The following is a 16,476-nucleotide window of genomic DNA, read 5'->3' on the forward strand; positions in this document are numbered from 1 at the left end:
ACGATCCGCATAGTGAACAGCCGTGCCCACTCGTCATCGCAAACCCACCCGTACCCGCTACGTCGTGCTGGTCGCCGCCACCCTCGGGCTCGTCGGCACCACGGTCGGGGTCGCGTCCGCCCGGACATTCCACCGCCCGCAGCCCGGCGCCGCGGCGCTCGGCCCGGCCACCACGGTCGCCGACAACTACCGGCACCGGCCGCGCCCGACCAGGTCGGCCACGCTCAGCCCGACCACGTCGCCGAGCTCGACCACACCGGCCACGGTGCCGCCGACGGCCGTGCCCACGACGGCGCCGACGACCGCACCGACCGGGCCGACCGGGGGGCCGACCGACGGACCGACCGGGGGGCCGACCGGGGGGCCGACCGACCCGGCCACGACGGCTCCCACCGCGCCGCCCGCCACGCTGCCGACCGGTCCGGCGACGACGGCCCCGGCCACCGCGCCGACGACGGCGCCGCCCACACCGGACACGGTGATCGCGGCCGCGCTGGAGCACCTCAACGCCGCCCGCGCGGCGAACGGGGTGGCCCCGCTGACCCTCAGCGCGCAGCTCAGCAAGGCCTCGCAAGCGCACAACGCGCTGATGAGCGGCGGCTGCGGCCTGTCGCACCAGTGCCCCGGCGAGGCCGGGCTCGGCGATCGCTTCTCGGCCGCGGGCGTCTCCTGGAACAGCGCCGGCGAGAACATCGGCCAGGGCAATGCCCAGAACAATCAGGCGTCGACCATCGCGGCGACCAACGGCCTGACCGACCTGATGATGGCCGAGGTCGCGCCGAACGACGGACACCGCCGGAACCTGCTCAACACCGGCTTCAAGCGCGTCGGCCTCGCGGTCACCCGCGATTCCGCCGGCAAGGTGTGGTTCACCCAGGACTTCGTCAACTGACCGGTACGCGGGAGCCGGCCGATCAGGAGGCGGTGACGCGGTAGATGGCGCCGGCCTGGTCGTCGCTGACGTACAGGGCGCCGTCCGGGCCCTGCACGGCGGCGACCGGCCGGCCCCAGCGGGAGCCGTCACCCGCCTGGAAACCGGTGAGCAGGGTCTGCTGCGGGCCGAGCGTCCCGTCGCGCCACGCGAAGAACGAGACCTCGGGGGCGCGGGGCGGCTTGCGGTTCCACGAGCCGTGGATGCCGACCAGCGCGCCCATGCCGTACCCGGCGGGAAGAGCGGACGAGGTGAAGCTCAGCCCCAGCGGCGCGCTGTGCGCGCCCATCCCCTGCTCGATCGGGGGCAGCGCGGCACAGTCGAGCTTCGCGCCGTCGGGGTTGGTCTGGAAGTCCCGGACCAGCGGCCGGCCGGTGTAGCTCAGCGGCGAGTCCTTCTCCCCCGGCGTCAGATCGGGGTCGGGGTTGCAGTACGGCCAGCCCAGGTCGCGCCCCTGGGTCAGCCGGGCGAGCGGTTCGATCGGGTGGTCGTTGACATAGGACTGGATGACCTCGCCCTGGTCGTCGCCGGCGTGCGGGTAGGCGATGTTGTCCCGGTTGTTGACCGCGGTCCAGACGCCGCCGTCGGGGTCGACCGCCAGGCCGGTGCCGTTGCGCACGCCGCGGGCGAACGTCGCCGGCGCTCCCCCGCCGGGCGGCACCCGCAGGATCGAGGCCCGCTCGGGACGGGCGTCGCGGTCCTCGGCCGAGATGTTGCCGGTGGAGCCGACCGAGATGTAGAGCGCGCCGTCCTTACCGACCGCCACACTCTTGAGCGCGTGCGCGTAGGCGCCGCCCAGCTCGGTGCTCTTGGCGTCGGGCAGGCCGGCGACCGCGACCTTCCGGCCGGCGACCGCACCGCCGGCCCAGGTGAACTCGTCGACCTGATCGCTCTCGGCGACATAGAGCGTGTTGCCGGCGAACGCCATGCCGTGCGGCTGAGTCAACCCACCGACGAGCGTCGACTGGGTGGGGGCGGCGGCGCCGGACGCGGCGGGAGTCAACTGGACGATGTCGCCGTATTTCGGCCTGGACACCAGCAGACCCTTGTCGGGCGTCCAGGCGAGCAGGCGGGCGCCGGGCACCCGGGCCCAGACGGTGACGCTCCAGCCCGGCGGCGCCTGCAGCTCGCGGGCCTTGTCGAACGGTGCGGCACCGGTGCCGGCGATGGTGCGCACGGTCGTCGCGGCCAGGGCGGGAGCGGCCCCGCCCGACGGGACCACGGTGGTCGCGGGCGCGGCCGCCGGACTCGAGGAACACGCGGCCAGGCCGAACGCCAGACTGCCGGCCAGCACCGCACGGGACACCGTTGTCATACCGCATCCCTACCCGCTGGGACGCGCCGCACGCAAATATCGATCAGGGGCCGTCCCGCCCGGCTCCGGGCGGGCGGTGCTCAGCGTCGCGGTGGGGGCAGCGCGGGGTCGGCGCCCGGTTTGGCGGCGCCCTTGCCGTTGCTCGGGTTGATCACCACCACACCGCCCTTGATGGTGCGGCCGTCCGGCTCGGTGCCGGCGGCGGTGCCTTCGGGGCACTTCGAGTCGACCGGCTGACCCACCCAGACCGAGAAGCCGGCGCCGTCGACGCGACTGCGGGCCCGGCTCATCGGCAGGCACTCGACGCCGGGGATGGAGCGCTGGTCACCGACCGCGATCTTGCGGCTGCTGGGGGTCTTGAACTGGATCTTCGGCTCGCCCTTCATGTAGTCGGCGAGGGTGTTCCAGACGGCCGGGTTGACCGTGGAGTGCTCCATGTGGTCGCGGTGCGCCTGCCAGTCGGGGTTGACCAGATAGCCCGCCACCACCAGCTGGGTGGTGCCGGCGATCAGCGCGGCCGTCTTGTCGGCGTCGGTGGTGCCGGTCTTGCCGAACACCGGGTGCCCGACCACGTCGCGGGTGGCCCGTGCGGTGGCGCCGTTGCAGCTGCCGAGCTGGGCCGAGTCACCGACCGGGCAGCGGGTCGCGTCGAGGGTGGCGCGGGCCACGTCGGGGCTGGTCGCCCGGGTGCACTGCGGTTTGCCGACGTCGAGCTTCTCGCCCGCCTGGGTGGTGATCTGCTCGATCGGGGTGGGCTCGCAGTACATGCCGTCGCCGGCCAGGGTCGCATAGGCGTTGGCCATGTCGAGCGGCGTCGTCGACGAGACGCCCAGGGTGAACGCGCCCCACTGGTGCGAGTTGCCCGGCTGGGCGAGCTCGGCGTCGCTGGGGGCACGGAACTTCACCCCGAAGCGCTTGGCCACGTCGACCACGTTCTCGGCGCCGACCCGTTCCTCCAGCGGCACGAAGTAGGTGTTGATCGACTTACCGAAGCCGGTCCACATGTTGTAGACGCCCTCGCCGCCGCCACCGGAGTTCTGCGGGCACCAGAAGTGGGTGCCCTCGCAGGCCGAGTCGTTGCTGGAGCTGATGATGTAGCCCGACCGGTACTGCTTCTCGGCCTTGATGGTGTAGGCCAGCGGATAGCCCTTCTCCAGGGCGGCCACCATCGTGAACATCTTCATCACCGAGCCGGCCTGATAGCCCGTGATGTCGCCGCCGCCGGTGAGAAGCGGGTTGGTCGTGTTCGGGTAGGTGCCCCGGAGGCCCTTCCTGGCCTTGGCCGGGTCGGACGAGATCTTGTTGGCCGGGTGAGCCCGGTCGTCGAGCTTGAACTTGCGGTTGGCGGCGAGCAGCCGCACCTTGCCGCTGCCGGGCTGCACCCCGGCCAGCAGCAGGGCGTTCTTGTTGCCGTCGGAGATCTCGTCGTTGACGTTCTTGCGGGCGTCGGCCTGACCCTTGATGTCGAGGGTGGTGGTGATGCGGTAACCGCCGGCCTTGAGGCGACGCTCCCGGTCGTACGCGGTCGGACCGAACTCCTCGCGCCCCATCCACCACCGGTAGAAGAAGTCGCAGAAGAAGCCCCACTCGTTCTTCGCCACCGCGACGCAGCCGTTGCTGATCTGGCGGACCTGCTTGGGGATCGGCTCCTTCATCGCCTTGTCGGCCTCGGCCTGGGTGATCGCGCCGGTCAGCACCATGCCGGGCAGCACGTAGTTGTTGCGCCGCTTCAGCAGTTCGTCGTAGCCCTCGGTGGTGGTCGGGTCGTAGTACGACGGGGCCCGCACGATGCCGGCGAGCATGGCGGCCTGCCCGATGGTCAGGTCCTTGGGCTTGCGGTTGAAGTAGACCTGGCTGGCCGCGAAGATCCCGTAGGTCTGCTTGCCGAACGGGGCGATGTTCAGGTAGCGCTCGACGATCTGTTCCTTGTCGAGCTGCTTCTCCAGCTGCATCGCGTACTTCATCTCGGTGACCTTGCGCTTCGGCGTGTCCTTCGTGGCGTCGACGACCTCCTGCGGGTTGGTCGCCGAATAGGCCAGTGACATGCGCACGAGCTGCATGGTGATCGTGGAGGCGCCCTGCTTGCCGGCCTTGCCCTGGTTGTTGCTGACCATGGCGCGGGCGACACCCTTGATGTCGACGCCGTTGTGCTCGTAGAACGTGCGGTCCTCGGCCGCGATCATCGCGGCGGACATGTATTTCGAGATGTCCCGCATCGGCACGTCGCTGCGGAACTCGTCGTAGAACTGGGCGATCTGGGTGCGGTTGTCGTTCGCGTAGATGCGGGTGATCTGCGGCGACTTGAACTCTTTGATCTCGCTGGGCAGGCTGGCGAAGGCCGTGTTGCCGGCCCGCGCCGCCAGCCCGGACATGGCCGCGACCGGGAAGGCCGCGGCGGCGACCACGACACCCGTCAGCAGGCCGCAGGTCAGGAACGCGAACCCGTTGAACAGAATGTTGTGATCGCGACGCCTGTACCAGGAACTCACCGCTGCACCACCCCGTGACTCGACCGCCGCGTGACCCGGCCGCCGCGTTACCCGGCCACCGCTTGACTCGACAACCGCATGACTTTGCGTTCGCCGGGCTCGCATGATAGCGAGTCGCGTCAATCACACCTCACGATGTCAAGTGAGGCAATCAGGGATTTGCAGCAGTGCGGTTACTGTCCGCGACCGGTCTTCTCCTGCAGCTCGTCGATCCGGCGGGACGCGTCCGCCTTCGACAGGTCCTCCGGAGCCTCCTCGCCCGCCTCGGTGGCCAGGGTGTGCAGGTAGGACTGCTGGGCCGCGGTGGCCGGCTCGTCGCCGGTGGTCCAGTCGGCGGGGTCCTTGACGGCGTTGCCGTCGGTGATGTCAGCCATGACAGCTCTCCCTCTAGCGCGAACAAGCCTTCGAACATCCGTGCCACTACCCGGGCGGTGCGACCGGAAACGTGATCACCATGGCGACACCCGGATCGCGTGACTCGGCCACGGCCTGGCCGCCGTGCGCGACGGCCAGTTGCCGGACGATCCACAGCCCGAGGCCGACGCCCTCCGGACCACCCACCGCGAACTGCCCGAACAACGATCCGCGCAGCGAGTCGGGGATGCCCGGCCCGTGATCGCGCACCTCGAGCCGGCCCGGTTCCAGCCGGACGACCACGGGCGGCCGGCCGTACCGCAGCGCGTTGCCGACCAGGTTGATCAGGATCTGCTCGAACCGCTGCCGGTCGACGTAGATCATCAGCTCGTCGTCGACCTCGACCACCAGCTCCTTGTCGGTGCGGATGTACTGCAGCGCGTCCTGCACCAGGGTCCGCGCCCGCAGCTGGTGCCGGTCCAGCCGGAGCCGGCCGGTGCTGTCGATGCGCTGCATGTCGAGCAGGCCGTCGGCCAGGCGGAAGACCCGCGCGGTCTGCCGCAGGGCGGCATCGACCATGCGCTCCGCCGGCCCGGTGGCGCCGTCCCGCAATTCCTCGAGAGTCATCTGTACGGTCGACAGCGGCGAGCGGACGTCGTGCGCGAGGGTGTTCACCATCGCCGACCGCCACTGCTCGATCCGGGCCAGCCGTTCCCGGTCGTCGCGCAGGTGCCGGGCCTGCGCCTCGATGAGCAGCGCGACCGCCACCGTCACCGGCATGAAGATGAGCGCGCTGCCCACCACCATCGGCGGCTGATCGGTCAGGATCAGCGGCACCAGGTAGGCGGCGGTGGCCGGGACGACGTAGGCGAGCAGGATCCACCGGGGGAAGTGCAGCGCCGCCCACGCGTAGAGCAGCACCAGGAACGGCCCGGTGCCGGCGGCGATCCCGCCGAACGACCAGGTCGACAGCCCGAGCACACCGAACCCGAGCAGGCCGAGCAGCGCCGGCGCCGTCGGCCGCAGCCGCCGCCAGGGCACCAGCAGGGCGCCGAGCGCCATGGTGAGGTCGCCGGCGGCGACGATCAGCAGGTCCCCGGTCCGGCCCGGATCGTTGGCGATCGCCCCGAGCCCGAGCAGACCGGCGAGGAGGAAGAGTGCGGCGGCCTGCCGGGCCGCGGTGCGCGGCCCGGTCCCCAGGAACCAAGAAACCCGATGAGATCCGACTTTTTCATTATATAGAGCTACGGCTTGCCGGGCCGAGCGGTCGTGGCCCGGGTGACCCCGCGTTTGACGGCGGGCGCCCAGGGCACCTCGGTAGGGCAACCGATCCCCCTGAAGGAGTCACGACATGAGCTTCCTCGACAAGGCCAAGGACTTCGCCGACAAGCACGACGAGCAGATCGACCAGGGTCTGGAGAAGGCGGGCGACCAGGTCGACCAGCGCACCGGCAACAAGTACTCGGCGCAGGTCGACCGCGGCGTCGACGAGGCCCAGAAGCGCACCGGCGCCGGCGACACCCAGCAGCAGTAAGCGGGCGACGACGCCGCCGCGGTGGTGGGCGGGCGCAACTCCGGGGTCCGGCGTGATTGACTCGTGGCGTGCTGCCATGGGACCAGGAAATCGCCGGCGAACTGCACCGGGACAAGATCGAGTCGGAGCTGCTGCGGGGTAACCCGCTCGGCGATCCGCACGTACGACCGCTGTGGGTCTACACGCCACCGGGCTACGCGGAGTCGGGAGACCAGCGTTACCCGGCGATCTACGTGATCCAGGGATACAGCGGTCACGTCGGGATGTGGGCCAACCGGGTGCCGTTCCGTCAACCGTTCATCGAGACCGCGGACGCGGTGTTCGCGAACGGGGAGGCGCCCGGTTGCATCCTGGTCTACGTCGACGCGTGGACGGCGTACGGCGGGTCGCAGTTCGTCGACTCGCCCGGGACCGGGGCCTACCACTCGTACCTCTGCGACGAGGTCGTGCCGTGGGTCGACGCCCACTTCCGCACGTTGGCCGCGCCCGCCTCCCGCGCCATCAGCGGCAAGTCGTCCGGCGGCTTCGGCGCGATGATCACCCCGATGCTGCGGCCGGACCTGTTCGGGGCGTTCGCCACCCACGCCGGCGACGCGCAGTACGAGTACAGCTATCTGAACGAGTTCGCCAAGGCCGTCCGGGCGCTGCGCGACTACGACCACGACATCCTCGAGTGGTGGGCGGACTTCCGCGGCCGGGTCTCGATGACCAAGGAGCACGACCAGCTCCTGGTGCTGCTGCTGGGCTGCACCGCGGCGTTCTCGGCGGCCGAGGACGGCACCCCGCAGCTGCCGTTCGACCCGCGGAGCGGCCGGCTCATCCCCGAACTGTGGGACCGGTGGCTGGCCTGGGACCCGGTCCGGATGATCGACAAGTACGCGGACGCGTTGCGCTCGCAGCGGGCGATCTGGATCGACGCCGGCACCCGTGACGAATGGTTCCTGGATCTCGGGGCCGAGGCGTTCCACGAGGGGCTGCTGCGCATCGGCGTCCCGGCCGAGCGCATCAACTTCGAACTGTTCCCGGCCGGTCACGGCGGCATCGACTACCGGTACCCGCAGGCCACCGCCTGGCTCGCGCAGCGCCTCGCCCGCTGAGTCCGCCCAGGCCGAGCCGGGCGGCATGTTCGATCCGCGGCGGGGTACCCGGCCCGGATGAACGCCGACCTCACGTTTATCGGCAATGCCACCGTCCTGCTGCGGATCGGCGACTTCACCCTGCTCACCGATCCCGCGTTCGGACCGGCCGGCAGCCGGGTCGGGCTGGGCTGGGGGATGTGGACCCGGCGCCTGCGTGCTCCGGCGCTGGACGCCCTGGCCGGGGCCGACCTCGATGCCGTGCTGCTGTCGCACCTGCACGGCGACCACTTCGACCGGGCCGCCCGGCAGACCCTCGACGCCGACCTGACGATCCTGACCACGCCGCAGGCGGAGCGCCGGCTGCGGCGGGGCCGGTTCTGGGCCGTGCGGGGCCTGCCCACCTGGGAGTCGTACGAGATGACCCGGGGCGACCAGCGGCTGCGGGTGACCGCGGTGCCCGGCCGGCACGGTCCCGGCATCGCCGACCGGCTGCTGCCCGACGTGATGGGCTCGGTGCTCGAGTTCACCGCCGGCGGGCAGACCCGGCTGACCCTCTACATCACCGGGGACACCCTTTTCCGGCCCGGACTGGCCGAGATCCCCGAGCGCTTCGGCGGGATCGACGCCATGCTGATCCACCTCGGCGGCACCCGGGTGCTCGGGCTGCTGGTCACCATGGACGACCGGCAGGGCGCCGAGCTCACCGGGCTGATCCGGCCGGGACGCACGGTCCCGATCCACAACGACGACTACCGGGTGCAGAAGTCACCGCTCGACCGTTTCCTGACCCGGGCCCGCGACCTGGGTCTGCCCGGGATCCAGCCGGTGGCCCGGGGCGAGATGATCCACCTGCCGCTCCATTCTCCGGCTGTCTCCCACGAAAGGGAGCAAAACCCGGGTTTGTCGGATGGATGAGACGCGGCCGTGGTGGCCTTGTCGGGTCATGTCATCACCAGGGGAGGACGCGACATGCACACCACGACAAAGCTGTCGATGCTGCTCGGCGCCGGTCTGCTGACCGCCGTCATCGGAGCGGGCCCGGCCCAGGCGAGTCCGGCTCCGCCGCCGCACGACGACAACGATGTGATCGGCTACTTCGACGACCGGTCCGACTGCGAGTGGGTCGCCCGGATCGGCGACATGCAGCACCGCTGGGACGACGCGGACTGCGACCCGGTCCGCTTCGGCCCGCACCGCGGCATGTGGGCGCTGAGCGCCGACGACAACGGCTGGCCCGGCCCGGGTGGCCAGGCTCAGGGTCAGGGATGGCCCGGCAAGCCGCACCACTGATTCTCCGAGTTCACCGAGGGCCGGGCGCGACAGCGTCCGGCCCTCGGCCGCGGTGGCGCGGTCTCGGTAGCCTCGGGAGCATGTTGACCGCCGAACGCACAGGTCTCCTGCGGGGGCGCTATCAGCTCTCCGCCGACGGGCAGCCGGTCGCCGTGTGGGATCCCTCCTGGTGGCGCACCGGCGGTGATTTCGACGTGCAGGGCCGGCGCTACCAGGTGCGGGCCAACGGCTGGGGCACGAAATACCGGATGCTCGACGAGACCGGCGGCGAGGTCGCGCTCGTCGAACGGGCCGGGCGGAAGCACTGGACCGTGCGGGCCGGCGGGCGCACCTTCGAGTTCCGCCGCGCGTCGATCTGGGGCAACCAGCAGGACCTGCTCGCCGACGGGGTGCGGGTCGGGTCGCTGCGGCGCACCAGCGCGTGGTCGGGCGCCATCGAGGCCGACCTGCCGGGCATGCCGCTGCCGGTGCAGATCTGCGTGGTCGGCGTGCAGATCGCGATCTGGCAGGCACAGCAGTCGGCCGCCGCCGCCGGCAGCTGACCCTCGGGCGGGCCACCCCCGGTGGCGACCTGGTTGCGAATCGCGCCGGCGCTGAAGGTCGCCGCGCGGCTGCCGATGAGGGTGCCGGCGACGCGAGCAGAAGGTGGTGGCCGAGGTGACGTTGTCGGTGCTGAGCCGCTCGGAACAGGAGCAGCCGATCGATGTGGTGGTGGTCCGCGAGCCGGACCCGGAGCCGAAGTCGGACGGCACCCGGCAGCGACACCTGACCCGGTTGTGGCAGGCGTGGCTCGCCGTGGGCGGGCTGTTCTCGGCCGGGCAGTGGCTGATCCCGGCGGACGGCCCGGTCGGCGGCCTGATGATTCTGGCCATGCCGCTGCTGTTCACCGTCGGCATCGTGCTCGGCGTGCTGGTCAACCGGCCCCGGCCCCGCTGGCCGTGGCTGCTGCTGGCCTCCGCCGGCCTGGTCACGATCGCCGGGTACGCGGTCTGGTGGGCCGGCTTGACCGAGCTGGCCTTCCCGCTGTTCCTGACCATCTACCCGCTCGAGGCCGCCGCCCTGCTGCTGCTGGTGCGAGGCACCTCCTGGCGGCAGGACCGCGCCGGGATGCTCGACACCGCGATGATCAGTGTCGGGCTGGCGCTCGCCTGCTGGCTGCTCGTCATCACGCCGCTCACGCGGTCGCACACGCCGCTCGGTCAGGGCCTGGCCTCGCTGTTCCCGTTCGGTGACGTGCTGCTGTGGAGCGTACTGATCCGGTTCTTCACCTCCCGCGGCCTGCGCAACGCGGCGTTCTGGCAGATCAGCGCCTCGCTGGTGCTGCAGACCGTGTCGCACATGGCCACCCTGCTGCCGGCCCTGCTCGCCGTCGGCACCCCGGACGTGCAGCCGCTCAGCTCGCTGTCCGGCTTCCTGATGGCCGGCGCCGCCCTGCACCCGTCGATGCGCATCCTCACCGGCCGGCCGTTGCGCCCGGTGGCGGAGATGACGCCCCGGCGCGTGCTGCTGGTGAACCTGGCCTGCATGGGCGCCCCGGCGCTGCTCATCGTGCAGGGCGTCGTCCAGCACGGGCGGGTCGACTGGATCGCCGCCGGGATCGGCTGCATCACCCTGTTCGCGCTCGTCGCGCTGCGCATGTTCGACCTGGTCGGGCAGGTGCAGGACAAGGCCCGCCAGCTCGACGCGGTCGCCCACATCGACGCGCTCACCACCCTGCCCAACCGCCGGGCCTGGGACCTGGAGCTGACCCGCCGCATCGCCACCGCCCGCCGCCACGGCAGTCCGGTGGTGGTGGCCATCATCGACCTGGACCACTTCAAGAGGTTCAACGACACCTACGGCCACCAGGGCGGCGACGAGCTGCTCAGCACCGCCGCCGCGGAGTGGCGCACCCAGCTGCGCCCGGCCGACCTGCTCGCCCGCTACGGCGGCGAGGAGTTCGGCGCGATCTTCGACCAGTCCAAGCTGGGCGACGCCGACCGGATCATCGAACGCCTGCAGGCGGTGACCCCGCTCGGCCAGACGTTCTCGGCCGGCGCGGCCCAGTGGAACGGCACCGAGTCGGCCGAGGAGCTGCTGGCCCGGGCGGACGCGGCCCTCTACGCGGCCAAGGAGGCCGGCCGCAACCGCGTCTTCGTCTCGACGATCCGCTGACCCGGCCGCCGCCGCACGACCCCGGCCGCCACCGCAGGACCCGGCCGCCACCGCGCGGTCCAGGCCGCCGGTCAGATCATGGCCCCGGTCACCAGGGCGGTGACCGCGTCCCGGTGGCCGGGGGTGTCCCGCCAGCGCAGGGCCCGCCCGGCCTCGACCACGACCCCGAAGCCGGCGTGCACCAGCAGCCGGGCCGACCGGGGGTCGAGCTCGGGCCGGACCGCCCGCAGCCGTTGCTCCCAGACCCCGATGTGGGCCCGCTGGGCGACGATCAGCGGCCGCCGCCGGTCGGCCGGCAGCCCGCGCAGCTCGGCCTCGGCGACGCTGGTGAGCGCGTTGTGCTCGAAGCTGTAGGCCACGTAGGCCGCGGCCAGCGCGAGCACCGCCGCCCGCGGGTCGCTCGCCCGGTGCAGGCTGCGGTCGACCGCCTGCGACAGCAGCCCCGCCGCCCGCAGGCAGGCCGCCACCAGGATCTCGACCTTGCTCGGGTAGTGCCGGTAGATCGCCGACGGGGCCAGCCCGACGACCTGCGCGATCTGCCCGTTCGTGACGTTGGCGAACCCGTCCCGGGCGAACAGCGGGACGGCCGCCGCCAGGATCTCGGCGCGCCGGGTACGCGGCACCGGCTGCGCGGGCAGTTCGACCCGCCCCGCGGTGCCGGCCGCCACGGCCGGATCGGTCGCGACCACCCCCGCCGCCGAGGCGACCAGCAGCTCCTCGATGCGGTGCTGGGCGATCGACGTACGGTGCATGGTGATCGACCCGATCGCGCCGAGCGCGGCGATGGCCCGCAGCCGCTCGCCGCCCGAGGTCTCGACGACCCGGCCGACGACGTGCCCGAACTTGACCCGCAGCCGCTGCCGAGCCGCTTCTTCGAGGTGCCGCGCCTCCCATCGGTAGAGCCCGGCCGACGCCCGCCGGGCGACCGTGACCCGGGTGAGGGCGGTGAGCACCTCGGTCAGATCGCCGGCGTCGGGCAGGGCCTCGACGAGCCGGTCGGCGAACACGTTCGCGCACTCGGCGAACAGCGCCTGCTTGTTGGGGAAGTGCCGGTAGAGGGCCGCCGCGCTGATCCCCTCGGCGGCGGCGATCTCCTCCATCGACGCCGCGTGGTAGCCCCGCTCGCTGAACACCTGGCCGGCCGCCTCGACGATGAGCTGCCTGCGGTTGCGAGGTCGGGTGGCCGTCACCATGGGGGTCAGTCAATCAGATCGGTCGCGAGCAGCGGGGGGATCACCGACCCGATCCGGTCCGGGACGGCTTCGGGACTTAGGGCCCTTGTTTTTTCTGCGATCAAGTGATCCCTGTGGCGTTCCTGTGCGTACTGCTAGCTACCTGCATGTTGATGCGCGAGGAGGATCCCGTGTTGTGGTGGCGGCGTGTGTGGGGTCCGTTGACCGTGGCGGCCGGTCTCGTACTGAGCCAGGCGGCCGCGGCGCAGGCCGCCGAGCCCGGCGTGCCGGTGCCCCCCGGCGAACTGATCACCGACACCGCCAGGGGTGAGGTCACCCCGGCGGACGTCGACCTGGTCGTCAAGGTGCGGCTGGCCGGGCTGTGGGAGATCCCGGCCGGCGAGATGGCGCAGAAGAAGTCGAAGAACCCGAAGATCCAGCAGATCGGCAAGGAGATCGCCGCCCAGCACGAGGTGCTGGACAAGCTCGACCGGGCGGCCGCCAAGAAACTCGCCATCAAGCTGCCCAACCAGCCGAACAAGGACCAGCAGGGCTGGCTGGCCGAGATGCGCGACGCCGAGGGCGAGGACTTCGACCAGATCTACATCGACCGGCTCCGCGCCGCCCACGGCAAGATCTTCCCGGCGATCGCGACGATCCGGGCCAGCACCCGCAACGACACCGTGCGGCGGCTGGCGCAGCAGGCCAACCAGTTCGTGGCCACCCACATGACGCTGCTGGAGTCGAGCGCCATCGTCGACTTCGCGGCCCTGCCGACCGCGCCGAACCCGTCGGCCGCCGCCACCCCCGCCGCCGGGGCGAAGACCGGCACCCAGGCGCTCAACCAGGTCGCCGACACCAGCGCGATCCAGACCAACCGCACCCTGATCATCGGCCTGATCGCCGTCATGCTGGCCGGTGGAGCGTTCCTGACCTGGCGAACCGTGGGCTCGTCACGGCGCCGGCCGGCCCGTCGCCGATACCACCACTGACTGGTTTTCCCGGCCGCGGTGCGGCACGCTCGGGATCATGGACACCCCCATTCTCGAGCGGATCCGCCGCGGCCTGATCGGTGCCGGCGCGGTCCTCGACGGCCCCTACGGTCCCCGCCGGATCACCCACGCCGACTACACGGCCTCCGGGCAGGCCCTCGATCTCGTCGAGGACTTCATCCGGGCCCGGGTGCTGCCGGGCTACGCCAACACGCACACCGAGGCGTCGGCGACCGGCGCGCAGACCGGGCTGCTGCGCGAACAGGCTCGGGACCTGGTGCACCGCAGCGTCGGCGGCGGCCCCGACGACGTGGTGCTGTTCTGCGGTTCGGGCGCGACCGCCGCGGTCAACAAGCTGGTCGCGATCCTCGGCCTGCGCCTGCCGGAGACGCTCGACGACCGGTACGACCTGTCCGCGCACATCCCCCGGTCGGCGCGCCCGGTCGTCTTCATCGGCCCCTACGAGCACCACTCCAACGAGCTCCCGTGGCGCGAGTCGATCGCCGAGGTCGTCCCGATCCGGGCCGACTCCACCGGGCACGTCGATCTCGGCGACCTGACGGACCGCCTGCTCGAGTACGCCCGGCGCCCGCTGCGCATCGGCGCGTTCTCGGCCGCCTCCAACGTGACCGGCATCCGCACCGACGTGGCGGCGGTGTCGGCCCTGCTGCACGAGCACGGCGCCCTCGCGGTGTGGGACTACGCCGCCGCCGGCCCGTACGTCCCGATCGGCATGCACGACAAGGACGCGGTGTTCCTGTCCCCGCACAAGTTCGCCGGCGGCCCGCAGACCCCCGGCGTGCTGGTGCTGCGCCGCCGGCTGATGACCAACCGGGTCCCGGTCGTGCCGGGCGGCGGCACCGTCGCGTTCGTCGACCCGATCGGCCACAAATACCTCGACGACCCGGTGGCCCGCGAGGAGGGCGGCACCCCCGCGATCGTCGAGTCGATCCGGGCCGGCCTCGTCTTCAAGGTCAAGGACGAGGTGGGTACGGACCTGATCGGCGCCCGCGACCACGAACTGTGGCAACGCCTGCTGACCCGCTGGCGTAGCGAGCCGCGGATCGAGATCCTCGGCGACCTGACCGCCGACCGCCTGCCGATCGTGTCGTTCCAGATCCGGGCGGGCGAGCGCTACCTGCACCACAATTTCGTGGTGGCCCTGCTGAACGACCTGTTCGGCATCCAGATGCGGGGCGGCTGCTCCTGCGCCGGCCCGTACGGTCACCGGCTCCTCGGCATCGACGACGCGCACTCCCGCGAGTTCCGCACCGAGATCGCGGCCGGCTGGGAGGGCATCAAGCCCGGCTGGTCCCGCCTCAACCTGGGCTACTTCATCTCCGACGAGGTCGCCGACTACCTGGCCGAGGCGGTCGCCCTGATCGCCGCCCACGGCGAGCGCATGCTCCCCGATTACCGCTTCGACCCGCACACAGCCCGCTGGACCCACCTCGCCCACCGCACCCCCGCCGTCTCCCTGGCCCACCTCTCCCTGGCCGACCTCGCCCCGGCCGCCGAGGTGCCGCCGACCCTCGGCGAGGACGTCCTGCCCGCCTACCTGTCCGAAGCCCGGCGCCTGATGGAGTCGCGCCCCGACCCCGTCGACGGCACCGCCCCCGGCCTGCCCGCCGGCTTCGAGAAGCTGCGCTGGTTCCTGCTCCCGGACATCTGCCTGACCCCCACGCCCCGCTCCCCCGAGGTGACCCAGGAATAAGGCCGCAACCGGGGCGCTCCGCCACGGGAGCCGGGGTGCAACCGGGAGGAAACACGCTCTCCGGGTGACCAAGCGACCCGAGCATCCGAAACGCGCCCGAGCCCGACGTCTCACCGCTGCCGTGATTGTCGCGGCGGTGGGCGGCACCCTGCCGATCGTCTCGCCGGCCGCGCCGGCCGCCGCGGCGGTACCGGCTGTGGCGAACAACTGGTCGACCCTGATGTACAAGAGTCTGACCGCCGACGCCCAGCTGGCCGCGCTGCGCAAGGCGCTCACCGGCCGCAAGGGTGCCTTCACGGCGGCGGTGGCGCAGGTGACGGCGGCCAAGGCGGCCGGGACCCGGGCGGCGGCCGAGGTGGTCGCGGCCGGCGACGGGGAGACGGCGGCGCGGGCGGGTCTCGCGGCCGCGGTGCGCTCGGCCACGGACGCCAAGAAGAACCTGGCCAAGGTGTCCAAGGCGAAGCCACGCAGGGCGGCGGCGGTCACCAAGGCGACCACCGCGGTGAACGCCGCCGTCAAGTCGGTCAACACGCGCAAGGCTCAGGTGACGGTGGCGGAAGGCGTACTCAAGCAGGCCAGGACCGAGGCGAGCAGCGCGGCCACCGCGGTCGAGTCGGCGCTCGGCGGCTGGAAGGCCGCGTCCGGCGCGGTCGCCGAGACCGAGCAGGCGATCAGGGCGCTCGGTTCGGCCGAGAGCCTCGCCGCCGGCGCGGCGGCGCTGAGCAAGGACCTGGTCGCGCAGGTGCGGCCCGCGTTCACCACGGCGGACACGGCCGAGGTGTACGGCGTGACCGTGCACAAGAGCGTGGCGTACGCGTTCCGGCGGATGATCGACGACGCCAAGGCCGACGGCATCGAGATCTCCGGTGGTGGTTTCCGGACCAAGCAGCGGCAGATCGAGTTGCGGACCATCAACGGCTGTCCCGACGTGTGGACCGCCCCGTCCTCGTCGTGCCGGGTGCCGACCGCGATCCCGGGGCGTTCGCTGCACGAGATCGGGCTGGCCGTGGACGTCTCCTCGGGGGGTCGCACGATCAACGCGAAGAGCCCGGCGTTCGCCTGGTTGAAGCTGCACGCGAAGGACTACGGGTTCGTCAACCTGCCGGCGGAGGCGTGGCACTGGTCGGTGACGGGTAACTGACTCGAACGAGGCAGGTATGTTCTTGCCATTCTTTCGGGTGGGTGGAAATGAGCGGCGAACCGCTCGGCGCGCGTTGCCGCCGGCCGGGTTCCGCCGATATCGAGGATCTTAAATAATAAGTGCGCCACCTCCGCAAACACTTCCGATGATCTGAATATACGAATGTGATTCACCTGCGTAACGGGCCACGATCTCAGATCGTGGCCCGTTCGGCTTTCAGATCAACCGGCCGATTCACCCGGCAATTCACTCACGAGTCACGCCGACGGGGTCATTGACGACTTCCGACCCCCGGGGTCAGACTGGGCGAC

At 71.6% G+C, this 16,476-nt stretch carries 15 protein-coding genes; 10 read left to right on the top strand and 5 right to left on the bottom strand.

Annotation, left to right across the window (positions count from 1 at the left end; all coding sequences use genetic code 11):
• Nucleotides 1–22 precede the first annotated feature (22 nt).
• The gene (locus Afe05nite_RS11885) at nt 23–892 is read left to right on the top strand and encodes a CAP domain-containing protein (protein ID WP_239117742.1); all 870 of its coding nucleotides are present in this window, start codon (nt 23–25) and stop codon (nt 890–892) included.
• A gap of 22 nt (nt 893–914) precedes the next feature.
• On the opposite strand, the gene Afe05nite_RS11890 is transcribed toward Afe05nite_RS11885, so the two are convergent.
• The 4 genes from Afe05nite_RS11890 to Afe05nite_RS11905 all read right to left on the bottom strand — a co-directional run bounded on the left by Afe05nite_RS11890 (nt 915) and on the right by Afe05nite_RS11905 (nt 6,415).
• On the bottom strand, nt 915–2,246 hold the full coding sequence (locus tag Afe05nite_RS11890) for a PQQ-dependent sugar dehydrogenase (protein ID WP_203817073.1): 1,332 nt from the start codon (nt 2,244–2,246) through the stop codon (nt 915–917).
• Nucleotides 2,247–2,326: 80 nt separating this feature from the next.
• Nucleotides 2,327–4,735: a transglycosylase domain-containing protein gene (locus Afe05nite_RS11895; RefSeq protein ID WP_203817074.1), complete on the bottom strand. Its 2,409-nt coding sequence runs from the start codon at nt 4,733–4,735 to the stop codon at nt 2,327–2,329.
• 173 nt (nt 4,736–4,908) lie between these two features.
• Nucleotides 4,909–5,109 carry a DUF3072 domain-containing protein gene (locus Afe05nite_RS11900; protein WP_203817075.1) on the bottom strand — a complete coding sequence of 67 codons (201 nt, stop codon included), beginning with the start codon at nt 5,107–5,109 and terminating at the stop codon, nt 4,909–4,911.
• Between the two features lie 46 nt (nt 5,110–5,155).
• A complete protein-coding gene (locus Afe05nite_RS11905; protein ID WP_239117743.1) occupies nt 5,156–6,415 on the bottom strand; it encodes a sensor histidine kinase in 1,260 nt (419 codons plus the stop codon).
• A gap of 25 nt (nt 6,416–6,440) precedes the next feature.
• Between Afe05nite_RS11905 and Afe05nite_RS11910 the strand changes: the two genes are divergently transcribed.
• The 6 genes from Afe05nite_RS11910 (at nt 6,441) to Afe05nite_RS11935 (ending at nt 11,146) form a co-directional block, all read left to right on the top strand.
• Nucleotides 6,441–6,623 carry an antitoxin gene (locus tag Afe05nite_RS11910; RefSeq protein WP_203817076.1) on the top strand — a complete coding sequence of 61 codons (183 nt, stop codon included), beginning with the start codon at nt 6,441–6,443 and terminating at the stop codon, nt 6,621–6,623.
• A 68-nt stretch (nt 6,624–6,691) separates the two neighbouring features.
• Complete coding sequence (locus tag Afe05nite_RS11915; RefSeq protein WP_239117744.1) at nt 6,692–7,720, top strand: alpha/beta hydrolase; 1,029 nt, start codon at nt 6,692–6,694, stop codon at nt 7,718–7,720.
• Nucleotides 7,721–7,777: 57 nt separating this feature from the next.
• The gene (locus Afe05nite_RS11920; RefSeq protein WP_203817077.1) at nt 7,778–8,617 is read left to right on the top strand and encodes an MBL fold metallo-hydrolase; all 840 of its coding nucleotides are present in this window, start codon (nt 7,778–7,780) and stop codon (nt 8,615–8,617) included.
• A 54-nt stretch (nt 8,618–8,671) separates the two neighbouring features.
• On the top strand, nt 8,672–8,992 hold the full coding sequence (locus tag Afe05nite_RS11925) for a hypothetical protein (RefSeq protein WP_203817078.1): 321 nt from the start codon (nt 8,672–8,674) through the stop codon (nt 8,990–8,992).
• Between the two features lie 80 nt (nt 8,993–9,072).
• Nucleotides 9,073–9,534 (top strand): hypothetical protein, encoded by a 462-nt coding sequence (locus Afe05nite_RS11930; RefSeq protein WP_203817079.1) that lies wholly within the window; start codon nt 9,073–9,075, stop codon nt 9,532–9,534.
• Nucleotides 9,535–9,640: 106 nt separating this feature from the next.
• A complete protein-coding gene (locus Afe05nite_RS11935) occupies nt 9,641–11,146 on the top strand; it encodes a GGDEF domain-containing protein (RefSeq protein ID WP_203817080.1) in 1,506 nt (501 codons plus the stop codon).
• A 71-nt stretch (nt 11,147–11,217) separates the two neighbouring features.
• Here the strand turns inward: Afe05nite_RS11935 and Afe05nite_RS44515 are convergent, their stop codons facing one another.
• Nucleotides 11,218–12,339 carry a TetR/AcrR family transcriptional regulator gene (locus Afe05nite_RS44515; protein ID WP_203817081.1) on the bottom strand — a complete coding sequence of 374 codons (1,122 nt, stop codon included), beginning with the start codon at nt 12,337–12,339 and terminating at the stop codon, nt 11,218–11,220.
• Between the two features lie 170 nt (nt 12,340–12,509).
• On the opposite strand from Afe05nite_RS44515, the gene Afe05nite_RS11945 reads away from it, so the two are divergent.
• The 3 genes from Afe05nite_RS11945 to Afe05nite_RS11955 all read left to right on the top strand — a co-directional run bounded on the left by Afe05nite_RS11945 (nt 12,510) and on the right by Afe05nite_RS11955 (nt 16,165).
• A complete protein-coding gene (locus tag Afe05nite_RS11945) occupies nt 12,510–13,310 on the top strand; it encodes a DUF4142 domain-containing protein (protein ID WP_239117745.1) in 801 nt (266 codons plus the stop codon).
• Nucleotides 13,311–13,347: 37 nt separating this feature from the next.
• Nucleotides 13,348–15,024: an aminotransferase class V-fold PLP-dependent enzyme gene (locus Afe05nite_RS11950; RefSeq protein ID WP_203817082.1), complete on the top strand. Its 1,677-nt coding sequence runs from the start codon at nt 13,348–13,350 to the stop codon at nt 15,022–15,024.
• 64 nt (nt 15,025–15,088) lie between these two features.
• Nucleotides 15,089–16,165, top strand: a complete 1,077-nt coding sequence (locus Afe05nite_RS11955) for a M15 family metallopeptidase (protein ID WP_239117746.1) — start codon at nt 15,089–15,091, stop codon at nt 16,163–16,165.
• Nucleotides 16,166–16,476 lie beyond the last annotated feature (311 nt).

It is taken from the genome of Paractinoplanes ferrugineus (genome assembly GCF_016862195.1).
GTDB lineage: Bacteria > Actinomycetota > Actinomycetes > Mycobacteriales > Micromonosporaceae > Actinoplanes > Actinoplanes ferrugineus.